Source organism: Neptunicella plasticusilytica (assembly GCF_047922965.1).
Classification (GTDB): Bacteria; Pseudomonadota; Gammaproteobacteria; order Enterobacterales; family Alteromonadaceae; genus Neptunicella; species Neptunicella plasticusilytica.
The window spans coordinates 2160376-2173237 of record NZ_CP150481.1 but is presented as its reverse complement, the minus strand read 5'-3'; the positions used below and the strand labels follow the sequence as shown (position 1 = coordinate 2173237).

Annotated in this window: 14 protein-coding genes; 4 read left to right on the top strand and 10 right to left on the bottom strand. The window is 43.2% G+C overall.

The features are described from left to right. Positions 1-2: 2 nt before the first annotated feature. The 6 genes from V1467_RS09700 to V1467_RS09675 all read right to left on the bottom strand — a co-directional run bounded on the left by V1467_RS09700 (position 3) and on the right by V1467_RS09675 (position 6359). Positions 3-1067 carry an efflux RND transporter periplasmic adaptor subunit gene (locus tag V1467_RS09700; RefSeq protein WP_416308582.1) on the bottom strand — a complete coding sequence of 355 codons (1065 nt, stop codon included), beginning with the start codon at positions 1065-1067 and terminating at the stop codon, positions 3-5. Positions 1068-1678: 611 nt separating this feature from the next. Further along, positions 1679-2365, bottom strand: a complete 687-nt coding sequence (locus V1467_RS09695) for a pirin family protein (RefSeq protein WP_416308581.1) — start codon at positions 2363-2365, stop codon at positions 1679-1681. 100 nt (positions 2366-2465) lie between these two features. Continuing rightward, on the bottom strand, positions 2466-3386 hold the full coding sequence (locus V1467_RS09690; protein ID WP_416308580.1) for a LysR family transcriptional regulator: 921 nt from the start codon (positions 3384-3386) through the stop codon (positions 2466-2468). Between the two features lie 55 nt (positions 3387-3441). Next, on the bottom strand, positions 3442-3858 hold the full coding sequence (locus tag V1467_RS09685; protein WP_416308579.1) for a DoxX family protein: 417 nt from the start codon (positions 3856-3858) through the stop codon (positions 3442-3444). Between the two features lie 219 nt (positions 3859-4077). Beyond that, on the bottom strand, positions 4078-5292 hold the full coding sequence (locus V1467_RS09680) for a M24 family metallopeptidase (RefSeq protein ID WP_416308578.1): 1215 nt from the start codon (positions 5290-5292) through the stop codon (positions 4078-4080). A gap of 137 nt (positions 5293-5429) precedes the next feature. Then, positions 5430-6359: a hypothetical protein gene (locus V1467_RS09675; protein WP_416308577.1), complete on the bottom strand. Its 930-nt coding sequence runs from the start codon at positions 6357-6359 to the stop codon at positions 5430-5432. An 85-nt stretch (positions 6360-6444) separates the two neighbouring features. On the opposite strand from V1467_RS09675, the gene V1467_RS09670 reads away from it, so the two are divergent. The 3 genes from V1467_RS09670 to V1467_RS09660 all read left to right on the top strand — a co-directional run bounded on the left by V1467_RS09670 (position 6445) and on the right by V1467_RS09660 (position 10290). Next, on the top strand, positions 6445-8481 hold the full coding sequence (locus tag V1467_RS09670) for a TonB-dependent receptor (protein WP_416308677.1): 2037 nt from the start codon (positions 6445-6447) through the stop codon (positions 8479-8481). Between the two features lie 162 nt (positions 8482-8643). Beyond that, entirely contained in the window at positions 8644-9996 is a 1353-nt protein-coding gene (locus V1467_RS09665) for a GGDEF domain-containing protein (RefSeq protein WP_416308576.1), read from the top strand. A gap of 84 nt (positions 9997-10080) precedes the next feature. Further along, a complete protein-coding gene (locus V1467_RS09660) occupies positions 10081-10290 on the top strand; it encodes a GDCCVxC domain-containing (seleno)protein (RefSeq protein ID WP_416308575.1) in 210 nt (69 codons plus the stop codon). Positions 10291-10345: 55 nt separating this feature from the next. Here V1467_RS09660 and V1467_RS09655 read toward each other — a convergent pair whose 3' ends face one another. Both V1467_RS09655 and V1467_RS09650 read right to left on the bottom strand, forming a co-directional pair. After that, positions 10346-10588, bottom strand: a complete 243-nt coding sequence (locus V1467_RS09655; RefSeq protein ID WP_416308574.1) for a YdcH family protein — start codon at positions 10586-10588, stop codon at positions 10346-10348. Positions 10589-11163: 575 nt separating this feature from the next. Beyond that, positions 11164-11367 (bottom strand): hypothetical protein, encoded by a 204-nt coding sequence (locus V1467_RS09650; protein ID WP_416308570.1) that lies wholly within the window; start codon positions 11365-11367, stop codon positions 11164-11166. 322 nt (positions 11368-11689) lie between these two features. On the opposite strand from V1467_RS09650, the gene V1467_RS09645 reads away from it, so the two are divergent. Then, complete coding sequence (locus tag V1467_RS09645) at positions 11690-12061, top strand: hypothetical protein (protein WP_416308569.1); 372 nt, start codon at positions 11690-11692, stop codon at positions 12059-12061. A gap of 257 nt (positions 12062-12318) precedes the next feature. Here V1467_RS09645 and V1467_RS09640 read toward each other — a convergent pair whose 3' ends face one another. After that, positions 12319-12456: a hypothetical protein gene (locus tag V1467_RS09640; protein ID WP_416308573.1), complete on the bottom strand. Its 138-nt coding sequence runs from the start codon at positions 12454-12456 to the stop codon at positions 12319-12321. 26 nt (positions 12457-12482) lie between these two features. Then, positions 12483-12680 carry a helix-turn-helix transcriptional regulator gene (locus V1467_RS09635; RefSeq protein WP_416308572.1) on the bottom strand — a complete coding sequence of 66 codons (198 nt, stop codon included), beginning with the start codon at positions 12678-12680 and terminating at the stop codon, positions 12483-12485. Positions 12681-12862: the final 182 nt, after the last annotated feature.

Below are 12862 nucleotides of genomic sequence, written 5' to 3'. Positions count from 1 at the left end.
CCTTAACCGTTGACGATTTCTACGGGGGCTTTATCTTTCAGGTTATGATGGCCGGTGATAACAACCTGCTCATCACCATTCAGGCCTTGGATAACTTCAATCGTCCCTTCTTCCTGATAACCAATGCTGATAGGCGTTTTAGTCGCAACACCGTCCTTGACCACAAACACGTTGAGTTGATTATCAATATCCAACAATGCCTGACGAGGCAGTAAAATGGCGTTGTCATGGGTGTCGTAATTGAGTCTGACCTGGGCAAACATCCCGGCTTTAAGCAAATTGGTCTGATTGGGAACGCTTAGTGTGACCTTGAATGTACCGGTTTTTGAATCAACCACAGGACTGATGCGCTCTACATAAGCGGCGACACTCTGATCTGACAGGGCGGTCATATTCAACGTGGCATTTTGTCCCTTGTGGACTCGGGCAAGTTCTTTCTCCGGTAAATGGACAATGCCGTACAACTGTTTTTGTTGGACAATATGGAACATCCGTTCGCGCTGAAACGATTCGGTCAAATTACCCACTTTGGCGTTACGTTCGGCGATAAAGCCGGCAATGGGAGCCAGAATAGTGGTTTCTTCCAGATCCAGCTGAGCCAGCTCCAACGAGGCTTTTGCTGATGAATACTGGGCGACCAGTTTGTCGTAGGTATCATCACTGACCAACTTTTTAGAGTATACATCTTTAATTTTATTCAGTTCTTTTTCGATGCCGACCAAATTGGCCTGGGCTTTAAGCAGATTTAGGCGATAACGTTCAGTTTCCAGCTTGGCCAGAATCTGACCTTTCTCTACATAATCACCTTCTTCAACCATAATCTCGTGAATAATGCCGGAAGCACGAGCCACCACAAAAGCTTCTTCCTTGGCCTCAAGCACCGCTGTGGTCGCGTAATTAGATGAAATCTGACCATGTTGGATATTGGCGACTTCAACCGGAATGGCGATAACCTCTTCTTTTTTCTCTGTGCTGTTAGTCGCTTCCGCATCTCCGCAACCGGACAATAACGCCGTGCTGGTCAGTATTGTGCAAAGTAGTACAGATTTGAGTAAATGGCGTTGCATGTGTGATTCCCCTAAATCATTTTAAATTTTCGTTTGACCCGCCGCTGATATCAGAGGCTTGGCTTAAATACGCTGTCAATAGCCTATCGTGTCTACTTATTTGCACACTTTATGCCACATAAAATAAACAATTAAAATCAATAAGTTATATATTTTATGAGTAGAAAAAGGATTCAATTAAAATGAAAATTAGTAATTCTGACCAATTGTTAGTGAAAATCTTTATACCTGATATTGAACATAGTCGATCCGGTGAATATGTGTTGCTGGTCATTAAGCCAATTTATGTAACAAAATATCTTGAGCAGTAGTTATTTTACCAAGCCTGTAATCGCCTGGTGCGGAACAGTATCTTATAAAGTTTTAAACAGAGCCGTAAAGTAGCCCTAGTTAGACGGAAAATTTGCCAGGCTGTGTATACAGAACAATAACGCCGATACTGGCTTGTATCAGGCAAAAAATGCAGGGCGTAATAGGGTGATTCAGCGAGAACAGACTTTGGTGTAATTATTTTATGTAAAACAATACATTATGATTCACTTGCTGGGTTACGCGGAACCATTTTTGATATAAAAAGCCGCTATTGGCAACTGCCTGGCAGCTTGAGTTATTCAGGGCAGATCAAACCATAACGCTTCTATTGCTTCATCGGCCTGCAGGGTCACTTCTTCATTTGGACCAAGTGCAAATGCGTCGCCGGCAGCAAACGAATGTTGTGCCTCGCTAAGTTTGCCTGCAACCAGATGCAGATATCCCTGACGTTGCGCCGTAGCAAGACTAACAGTGTCACCTTCAGCGAGGATCAGTCTGGAGACGACCGCATCTTGATGAATAGACAGGGTGCCATCTCGCCCGTCCGGCGTTATCAGTGGCGTCAGTTGCCCTTGCTGGGATATTTTCTGTTGTTGATAACCGGGCGAAATACCCCGGACATTAGGCTGGATCCAGATTTGTAAAAACCGGACAGGATCAACCTTGGACGCGTTAAATTCTGAATGCATAATACCACTACCTGCACTCATCAACTGGATATCGCCGGCTGGCACAATATAGCGATTACCGGTACTGTCTGTATGTTCCAATGCCCCTTCGATGACATAGGAAATAATTTCCATATCCTTATGTCCATGCGTTTCAAAGCCTTTGCCAGGCTGCACCTGATCCTGATTAATTACCCTTAATGCAGAAACCCCCATATGCTTGGGATCATAATAGTGTCCAAAGGAAAAACTATGCTGGCTTTGCAACCAGCCCAAATCGACCTTGCCCCGTTCAGTTGCCTTTCGTACATATTGCATAACTCACTCCTAAAATGAATAAACAGCCTCCAAAGTGTGAGTTAATTTTAAATCCCATTTTAGAGAATAAAAATCACTATTAATTGCTTATAACGTTCTATTAAATAGAATTATCTGCACAAGCTAGTTCAAAAGTGGGCAGGTCTTGCGTGTGATAGCGTAATTCACCAATAAAAGCCCGTGCAGCCGGGCCAAGACAATCGCCGTCATTAAACAGCAGATACAGGTTACCACTGCGTTTTAGTCCGTGTTGCAATGGAAGTGGTTTGAGTATCCCCAGTTTCAGTTGTTCCAGAATAGCCGGTACAGGTAACCAGGCAAAACCGAAACCTTTGCTGATCATATCGATTGATGTGCGTAAGTGACTAATTGTCCAGCGTTGGTTGGCATCCAGCCATCCCATGTCCTGATTATCCTGAATGGCCGAATCTCTTACCACAATTTGTCGATGGGACTTCAGATCTTCAAAGCTCAAAGGGTGCTCATAGTGATGCAAACCATGAGCAGGGTGAGCAACGGCGATAAACTCCAGCTGACAGAGTTGTTCGTTAAAAACATCGTTTAATTGCAAAGGTGAAATGGCAATATCGACGGCCGACTGTTGCAATAATTCTTTTGCACCACCTAACACGGTTTCGGTCCATTCAATCCGCAACAACGGATACTGGGATGAGACAGCATCCAGCACTTTGTATAGCAGTTCTTGCGGAAAAACCTGGTCCACCGCAATTTTGATCTTGGTCTCGGTTCCTTCACCTAGACTGTGAGCGACGGCTTCGAGCTTGGCGGCTTCGTCCAGCAAATAGTTGGCGCGACGCAACATTAATATTCCCGCCTCGGTTAAACCGGCCTTGCGGCCTTTAACCTCCAAAAGCCGGACACCTAAAGAGGTTTCCAGCTTTTGTACAGCATGATGTATCGAAGACTGACTTTTATATATCGCCTGACTGGCCTGACTGAAACCGCCGTAATCAACGACGGCACGAAACATCCGCCATTGTTCTAGTGTCGCTTTTAACATTGTTGATTCCTTACAAAGTAAAAAAGACCGTTACCGGTCTTTTTTTAGATTTTTACTAGCGCTTGGCAAAGTGCTGATCAAGACTGAACTTGCCAGCCCCGGCTGCGGCAAGGGCCATAAATCCACCCGCCATGGCAATATTCTTGAAGAACATTATAAACTGTATCTGGTCGCCCAAATTAAAGTGAAATAGCAGGGCACTGACGATACTAAACCCAGCTAACGTAATAGCGGTAATTTGAGTAAAAAAGCCAGCTAACACAAACACGCCACTCACCAGTTCAAACACGATCACCAGAGGTAATAAACCTTCAGGTAATCCACCGGAGGCCAGATATTGGGCATTACCTTCAAAATACTGGATCTTGTTTAATGCTGACAAAATAAAAATTGCTGATAAGCCAATGCGGCCAAGCAACGATGCGACAGACGACAGTGATTCATTTTTGTTTACTATATTGATTATGTTCATGGGTTCATCCTGTTAATTATAAAAATTTAATTGCTTTTCTCTCTTACTACTGAGATTAAGGATGATTTTAGTCAGTTTAATTAGAATTAAAATTAGTAATAATTGCGCCATTTATTCTAAATAATAGAATAATTTTAAGATGAAACAAACCATAAAGCATAGGAATATTGAATCAGGGAAGGGACCATGCCTCAATCGAGGCATGCATAACGAACATTGTTAGGCCTGATAACCAAAAGGATCATCAACCGAATAGCTGGGTTGGGTAAACCATTGTGGCCCGTTGTCTGTCATATAAAAATGATCTTCTAGCCGCACACCAAACTCGCCCGGCAGTACCAGCATAGGTTCGTTAGAAAACACCATGCCGGCTTTAAGTGGCGTGGTATCACCGCGCACCAGATAAGGACTTTCGTGGATGTCTAAACCACAACCATGGCCGGTACGATGAGGTAATCCGGGAACATGATAATCAGGCCCAAAACCATTGGCTTGCAAGGATTGCCGTGCTGCAAGGTCGGGGGATTCACAAGGTTGGCCTAACTGTGCGGCATTAAAGGCGGCCAACTGGGCATCTTTTTCACACTGCCAGGCAAAACGTTGACGCTCTGTTGCCTGTCCAAAGGCATAGCTGCGGGTAATATCAGAGTTATATCCGTACAACAAACATCCTGTATCAATTAGAACCCAGTCATTGCCCTGCAGTATTTGTGGATTTTTCACGCCATGCGGGAAACTGGTCGCCAGGCCAAACAGCACAATACAAAAAGAAGAGCCAGACGCGCCGACCTTTTTATGGGCTTCATTAATAAACTGGGTGACTTCGGTTGTGCTGATCCCGGGGCGTAATAAGCGTGCCGTGGCTTTATGTACTTCTAATGTCATATCCTTGGCGCGTTGCATCAAAGCGATTTCTGCGGCAGATTTCTGTTCCCGACAAGGCGCAGTAATACAATCGGCATTAACCAGCGTTAAATTTTTATTGGCTTTTGCAATACCATCTACCACAAAAAAAGCGCTGCTCGAATCGATAGCCAATGTTGCTGCTGCCAGACCTGCTTGAGCAAGTACATCACCTAACAGCAAATAAGGTGATTCATGCTCCTGCCAACCGTGAAAGGGGGCTTCGATTTGCATAAAATCAGATAGTGAATCCTGCTCAAAATCAGGGGCAATATAATGCAACTCACCGTTGGCGGTGAGTACCGCACCTACCAGACGTTCGCTGGCGTACCATTTTAAACCGGTAAAATAGGTCAGATTTGTTCCAGCATTAAGATATAGCGCATCGATATGTTGCTCCCGCATTAATCGGCAGGCTTTGCCTTGACGCAGGCGTATTTCATCCACACTAATGGGCTGAATACCCATAGTCATATCGGTTAGTTTTGCTAGTTCAATTTCAGCGGTCGAGCCGCCAACACCTATTGTCATTTACAACATCCAGATAAGAATAAAAAAGAAAACAATAATACCACAGCAGATTAAGACGGGCTAAAGCCCGACCTACAACGTGATAACACCACAACATACTGTGTAGGAAGCCCTTGAGGAAGGTAAAAGATAATCCCTCAGCTTTGCTGCAATGCGGCATACAAACTATCAAAACCAAACCGATAGCCTAAATCGAATAGTAATTGGCTGGATATTATCCGTTGTTTCGCTTCACCGATTTCAAATTTTGGGGCAGGGAGGTTTAGTGCTTGTGCCGCTTGCTGGTAAAACTCGGCTTTAGTTGGATGATCCGGCATAACCAGATTCACAATCGGTGGCGTCTGGTCAAGGTGTTGGACGATAAAATGTATTGCATCAACGGCATCGGTTTGATGGATCATATTTACTGTTTCTGCGCCATTGGAACGGGGAGATTTATGCTCGAAAAATCGACCAGGGTGGCGTTGAGGGCCGAATAAACCAGCCAACCTAACCACTTTGCCCAATTCACCCAGCTCGGTAACTAGCGTTTCGCTTTGCAACAGGCGTATCTGCCGCTCTGACTGGGCAAAGATATCGTCACTTTCTTGATGTAATCCGGCATTATTTGTGTAAACGCCGGTTGTTGAACAGAGTATAAAAGCATTCATATTCAGTTTTTTAGCCAGCGATATGGCTGTTTTTAAATAGTGCCGGTAGGACATTTGACTCTCTGGCGTTCTGCCGGCAGGAAGACAGCATATCCACACTGCCTTTTGTAATGAAATATTGTGCTGAAGATCATCATTGTCAGCATTAAATAATGCCCAACCAGGCTGTGTGGCCCTGGTATGATTGCGGGTTGTCATCTGCACAGCCAATCCGCCAGTCGATAATTTCTGACCCAGGGCTTGCCCCAGCCAGCCAGCGCCAATAATCACCACATTTTTTGTCATACCAACAACCACTTGGATAGTAAAAGCGCTATAAGAAACCAAACTGCATTGATATTCAACGTTAATCCTGGGATTTGTTTTGTTTAGCGCATCCAGTTTGGCGATTCGCACGTTTAATAGTAGAGTCCGCATTTTTTGCGTATTCCAGCCATAGAATATCGAATAACAATAGATGAATCAGGAAGTGATATTAATAATGAGACAGCCCCGATTACATATGATTGCCAGCGCCGTATTACTTGCCACCATCGCAGCGCAAGTTGTTGCCGACGACAAGATTGAGAAAATCACTATTTTGGGCCATGACACGGATTTAATCGGTTCGGCTATCTCTGCCTCCGAGGGCTTTGTCGGTGAGGCGGAAATCAGTGTACGTCCATTACTGCGTACCGGCGAGTTAATGGAGCTGGTGCCTGGAATGGTCGCCACCCAACATAGCGGTAGCGGTAAAGCCAACCAATATTTTTTGCGCGGTTTTAATCTGGATCATGGTACTGACTTTGCCACTTTCGTCGATGGTATGCCAGTTAATATGCGCACTCACGGTCATGGACAAGGTTATACCGATATCAATTTTATTATTCCCGAACTGGTTGCCAATATGGCCTATAAAAAAGGCCCATATTATGCCGAAACCGGTGATTTTTCCGGTGCTGGCAGCGCTTTTTTTAACACGCAATCCAGGCTAGAACAGGGCTTTGCTCAAATTACTTTGGGGGAAGACCAGTATCAGCGGTTATTACTGGCGAACAGTCAGGCTAAGGTACTGGGCGGCGAGCTGCTGTATGCAATCGAACAGCAAAGCTATGCCGGCCCCTGGACTGATATTGATGAAGACGTGGATAAAATCAATGTCTTGGTGAAGCATTCACAACAGCGTTGGGGTGGAGAATTGTCCATTACAGCGATGGCCTACGATAATAGCTGGAACAGTGCCGATCAGATCCCGCAACGTGCGGTAGATTCGGGCTTAATTGATCAATTGGGTTCTATTGATCCAAGTCTGGGCGGCGATTCCAGTCGTTATAGCCTAAGTGCTAACTGGGATTCCCAGCAGGGTTCATTATCGGTTTATGCGATTGACTACGACCTTGATCTGTTTTCCAACTTCACCTATTTCTTAGATGATCCGGTTAATGGCGACCAGTTTGAACAAGTGGATAATAGGCGTATTTACGGCGCATCCGGCCATTGGCATATCGATGCCCAATCTATGCGAACCACCTTGGGGTTTGAAACCCGTTATGACGATATTGGTGAAGTCGGTTTGTATAAAAGCACCGACAAGCAGCGCCGGGGGGCTGTCCGTAGCGATCAGGTCGATGAATTGAGTTGGGCGCTCTACGCCAAAAATGAGCGCGACTGGAGCAATAATTTCCGCACTTCCGTTGGTTTGCGGTATGACTATTATGACTTTGATGTGACCAGCCGAATTGACCACAATATTAATGACGTGGATTTATCCGCCAATAACGGCCAACGTGACGCCAATTTGCTATCAGTTAAGGGCAGCGCGACTTACAAACTAAGCGATACCGCAGAAGTGTATATTGCCGCAGGGCAGGGCTTCCATTCCAATGATGCACGAGGCACTACCAGCGTTGTTGATCCTAATGATGGCAGCCAAATTGATCCGGTTGATCCGCTGGTCAAATCGCATGGTGCCGAATTAGGTATGCGATTTAATGTAGGCTCAAGCTTCAATTCGTCGATATCGCTTTGGACATTATCACTGGATAGCGAACTATTGTTTGTCGGCGATGCAGGCAATACCGAAGCCAGCCGCCCAAGCAAACGTAAAGGTATTGAACTTACAAGTTATTATCGCATTAATGATATATGGACACTGGATCTTGAATACACCGTGACCGATTCCGAGTTTACCAACTACAGTGAGGATGGCGATAAAGTTCCCGGCGCAATCAATCAGGTGTTACAGCTTGGAGCCTCTGCTGTTTTTGAAAACGGCTGGTTTGCCAGTGCCAGATTACGTCATTTTGGTGAGCGTCCATTACTGGAAAATGACCAAATAAAATCCGAGCCTTCCAGCATCGTCAATGCTCAATTTGGCAAAAACTGGGGAGCTTTTGGCTTAAAGTTGGAACTACTCAATCTGTTTGACCGCAAGGATCATGACATTGACTACTTTTATGCATCACGTTTACCTGGTGAGCCGGCAGATGGCATCGAAGATAATCATTTTCATCCTATCGAACCGCGCACCATTCGGTTAACAGCTCAATATCATTTTTGAACCTAAGCTTATAATACCATTAACCACAAAGCCGCAGTCGTAGTGGATCGGGTTCGGCAGTGTATTGTATATGCAATACACTGCCGAATATTGATGCCTACACTATGTTTCAACTATATGAATCTGTTAGGCTTTTGTTTTTAATTTGTCTGATGAGATCCGATGTCGAACTGGCTTAAATTCTCCTTAACCCGCAAAATTGGTGGTTTATCAGCAATTTTGCTGTCGTTTTTATTTCTTGTAATTGTCTATTCAGTGTACAAGTTGCAACAAATCGATCTTGAAATGCGTGAAGTGGCGGAAGTTGATATTCCGCTAACTGAGGTTATTGCCAATGTTGAACGTTTACAGTTAACCCAACACATACTAATGGAAAAAGTGCGCTTGAGTATGTTTAACACAAACACCTCAAGTGATTACGCTCCAAGTTTGCTGGATGAATTTAATGGTTATAGCCAAAAGCTCAATGATCAGTTGAATAAAGCTGTGAACATTATTCAGGACGGCATGAAAAATGACAGGGTAAGGTTAAAATTAACTGAGCATCACTCTGTCATCAAAGTATTGCAGGATTTACAGGTGGCTCGGCTCAACTTTGAGCAGCAATTTACCATTGCGATTAACGCTCATAGCGGGCCTCCAAATTGGCAAAATATTGAACAACAAGATGACGAAATAGATAAACAGGTAAGTCAACTGTTGCAACAATTGGAGAATTTAACGCTTGAGGTGGCTAAATATGCAGAAAAACATGAGCAGGAATTTATGCTGGTTAATGCCGTACTTGGCATTAGCGGCCTATGTATCGGCATCTATTTAACACTTTATATCATTCAGTCTTTCCGTCATCGGATTGGCGCATTACAAGGGCAGGTGCAGGTACTGAGTCATTCCATTAAAGGTGTCAATTCATCTACACACAAGAAAAACAGCCAACACCAGGATGAGCTTAGTGATTTAGAACATGAGCTGGAACAAATGATGGATCGGTTATCGCAAGATTTAGTCGATCGTGAAGAAGTCCAGCAACACTTACTGGAGTTAGCCACTCGCGACAAATTAACCAATGCTTATAACCGGCATAAGTGGGATGAGCAAATTGAAGTAGAAATAAAACTGGCCGCTCGCGGCAGTGCACTAAGCTTGTTGATTTTAGACGTCGATCACTTTAAAAAGATTAATGATACCTATGGCCATGATACGGGAGATGACGTGCTGCGATTATTGGTCAATAGTTTACGTCAACGTTTACGCGCTACAGATCACATATTCCGTTTGGGCGGGGAAGAGTTTGCTATATTACTCCGTAACATTGATCAAGATGATGCCTTCAATACCGCTGAGGCATTACGTCAACATATTTCAGTCGGGACAGAAAATGACTTACCCACATTTACTGTGAGTATTGGTGTAGCGAGTTTTGCAGTTAATGACGATGCCGACAGTTTGTTCAAACGAGCCGATAATGCCTTGTATAGAGCTAAACAAACCGGACGTAATAGGGTAGTTGTGTAAACGACCGTTAGTCGTTTGCGAAGGGTGAATTACAAGAAGTTGATTTGGCCAGTTTGATTGGCAGCATAAAATTAAGGGCTAATTATGCAACATATCGAACTTTATTCAGCCATCACGTGCCCCGAGTGTGGGCATATTAAAACGGAAAAAATGCCAACCGATGCATGTCAGTGGTTTTACCTATGTGAAGGTTGTAATAGGGTTTTAAAACCACGCAAAGGTGATTGCTGTGTGTTTTGCTCCTATGGCACGGTAAAATGTCCCCCCATACAACAAGGCAATACTTGTTGCTAACAGCGAACAAGACAATCCGCCATATCCAACATATTAAACTTTTTAATAAAGCTATTTAATTTGCCGCTAACAGGCATTGGTAAAGAGCATCTTTTAGCATGGCCCGCTGGTGTTTTTTCTGAGCCATTGCTTCATCGTCTACAGGGGAATTATTGAGTTCCAGCGTTCTTATCTCTTTATCTAGAGCGTCATACTGTTTCATATTGCTAGCAAAGGCTTTATCGCTTTTAACCAGAGTCTCGATGGTAGATTTGTGCTCCGGGAAGTCGTGCATTAGAGAGTGATTTTCACCTAACATAGTTTATTCCTTGAGTATTAACAGAATGAATTTGTTCAGCTTTACGCAGTTTTTTTGCGAAAAAATACCGAGTGCATATGAGTATAGCAGTCTGCTAAGGCATGCGTTTAATCCTTCGATATTAGTTCTATGTTGGCGAATATTGGGCAAAGTATGAAGCACCCGAAATGACAGCGAAGTTATCAGGTGGGTGTTTTGAAAAAGCCAAGAAAACCAAATCACGCTGCGTAAAATCTTGGCGAGTTAGGCTCGCAAAGTTTGGAAAATTTTATGTAGCGCACGATTAATTAACCGTCAGTTTTACAAACCTCAGAATCAAATTTTCTTGCTAAGTTCTTATCCTATAAGCAAACGCACCATCCGAGATTGATTTTAAACCCTGATCTAACCACACAGCGTTTTTGCTGAATAAAATAACGGCCAAATCCTGTTGCAGATTTCACGTAGCAGCTAATTTCGAAACCAACTAAATAACCCAGCTAAAACCCGACAACAACCAAATCTGGCTGAACGGCTTTGATTCGTCCTCGAATATATAAATATTCCTATAATGTATATAAGTTAGTCTGGCTATCCTATTGATAATAGGGACTATTTTTGCGGATTTCTACGCCATATTTCTTTGCCAATTCTTTGGCGTGACGGTAGTAAGTTTCGCGACTCATGAGGAAGTAGGGGTCAAATCCCATCAACCATGTAACGTAGGTACCGCGCAATCTGCAAGGTAAGCGTACGATAAATAGTTGTTGTTCAGTGGTTATTTTGATGTCTTTATTCATGTCGCAGTCTGTGCCATTGTTTTGCTACTAAATATAATATTCGGTTTATTGTGTGATGAATAATTTTAAAATAATTCCTTTGTTTTTAGTCTGGGTAATTAGGACTTACAAGCTCTTTTGCATCTTCCTTGTCATATTGATTACACATCAGTTATATATTCATTTACCTTGTTTTGACATAGGCATTGCTTGCTTAGATAACAATACATTTGAATCTCGTTTATCCGCATTTATAAGCATGCTAGGTGCCGTTATTGTTTTACTCTCAATTAACTCTAATTTGTCTAGATTTAAGGGAGTCAGTTTTTTCGAGTATTATAAAATGACGTTTCGCACCAACCCTTTTATCCAGCGGGAGACACACGCATTTACTGCCAATGCTTCTATCGGGATCGGTGCGAACGCGGTGGCCACTATGGTAGTGGTGGAGCCTCCTCCAGCTACTATAGATGAACTCTACAAGCATATGGAGAAACAATTTATTCAGCAGCGAAATCAGATGAAGGCTATAAAAAAAGGCATTGAAACCAAGCTTTCTAAGCAAGAAACTAAGTTAAATGAATTGATCTCGGAAAGTCATAATAAACTCTCTGATTTAAATAATAAGGTGGAACACTTCGCTATTGGTAGCATTGACTGGCAAGTTTTTGGTGTGCTTTTAGTTTTTTACGGCTCCTATCTTAATCTTACTTGATGCCCTTTAGGGCATGCAGCGAAGCGGTAAACGCCTTTTTCGGCCAGAATGACAGTGAAGGAGTATCTACGCGCCACCAAGCCATAAAAGCAGCCTGCAGGCTAAATCGCGCCCTGCTAAACCAGTCTTTTTAATCCACCTTTCCTCGCAAGCAAACTTGCTGTGTCGGTCGATTGATGACTTATCCATACACAACATATAGATATATATTGTGTATGGTTCTCTAGTGCGGATTGCGTACTTTCAAAGGGGGTGTTCTACTTAATCTCTTCCGGTAAGGGACTATATCCTTTGAGGATATTCAGATAGGTTGCGTCATCATCTATTGCTTCCCATATTGCCATTTTCTGGTCGAACTCACTGACATGCTGAGACAGTTTTGATATCTCACGCATAAAGCTCATTGGGTCTGATTTACTGCTTACTCTCCCGTGCAAATTTCTTTGATGGAGATATTCAGCGTTTTAGCTATTTTCACGATCTGTGATGCTTTAGGTTCTGTTTTTCCATTTTCCCATTTGCTATAGGTTTGAACCGTCACACCAACTGCTTCGGCAGCATCTTCTTGCTTTAAGTTCTGCTTCAGCCTTGCGTCTTTTATAACGTCTTTGAGTGCCATATTAACTCCAAACTTAAATATTTCATTAAGCATACCACCACTTTTCTTTACTATTGATGTGAATTAAATATATAGTTAAGTCAACTTAAATAAATATGTTGTTGACAGGTTTTTTATGGTGTTCTTTTTTGGATTGAGTCGGGAGTCTAGTAATACCCGACTTTTGTCTCATTTTGATACTA

Bases quoted from the DNA above. Each gene is read 5' to 3' on its own strand.
- V1467_RS09700 (WP_416308582.1), bottom strand. From the start codon at position 1,067: ATGCAACGCCATTTACTCAAATCTGTACTACTTTGCACAATACTGACC.
- V1467_RS09695 (WP_416308581.1), bottom strand. From the start codon at position 2,365: ATGCAATATGTACGAAAGGCAACTGAACGGGGCAAGGTCGATTTGGGC.
- V1467_RS09690 (WP_416308580.1), bottom strand. From the start codon at position 3,386: ATGTTAAAAGCGACACTAGAACAATGGCGGATGTTTCGTGCCGTCGTT.
- V1467_RS09685 (WP_416308579.1), bottom strand. From the start codon at position 3,858: ATGAACATAATCAATATAGTAAACAAAAATGAATCACTGTCGTCTGTC.
- V1467_RS09680 (WP_416308578.1), bottom strand. From the start codon at position 5,292: ATGACAATAGGTGTTGGCGGCTCGACCGCTGAAATTGAACTAGCAAAA.
- V1467_RS09675 (WP_416308577.1), bottom strand. From the start codon at position 6,359: ATGCGGACTCTACTATTAAACGTGCGAATCGCCAAACTGGATGCGCTA.
- V1467_RS09670 (WP_416308677.1), top strand. From the start codon at position 6,445: ATGATTGCCAGCGCCGTATTACTTGCCACCATCGCAGCGCAAGTTGTT.
- V1467_RS09665 (WP_416308576.1), top strand. From the start codon at position 8,644: ATGTCGAACTGGCTTAAATTCTCCTTAACCCGCAAAATTGGTGGTTTA.
- V1467_RS09660 (WP_416308575.1), top strand. From the start codon at position 10,081: ATGCAACATATCGAACTTTATTCAGCCATCACGTGCCCCGAGTGTGGG.
- V1467_RS09655 (WP_416308574.1), bottom strand. From the start codon at position 10,588: ATGTTAGGTGAAAATCACTCTCTAATGCACGACTTCCCGGAGCACAAA.
- V1467_RS09650 (WP_416308570.1), bottom strand. From the start codon at position 11,367: ATGAATAAAGACATCAAAATAACCACTGAACAACAACTATTTATCGTA.
- V1467_RS09645 (WP_416308569.1), top strand. From the start codon at position 11,690: ATGACGTTTCGCACCAACCCTTTTATCCAGCGGGAGACACACGCATTT.
- V1467_RS09640 (WP_416308573.1), bottom strand. From the start codon at position 12,456: ATGCGTGAGATATCAAAACTGTCTCAGCATGTCAGTGAGTTCGACCAG.
- V1467_RS09635 (WP_416308572.1), bottom strand. From the start codon at position 12,680: ATGGCACTCAAAGACGTTATAAAAGACGCAAGGCTGAAGCAGAACTTA.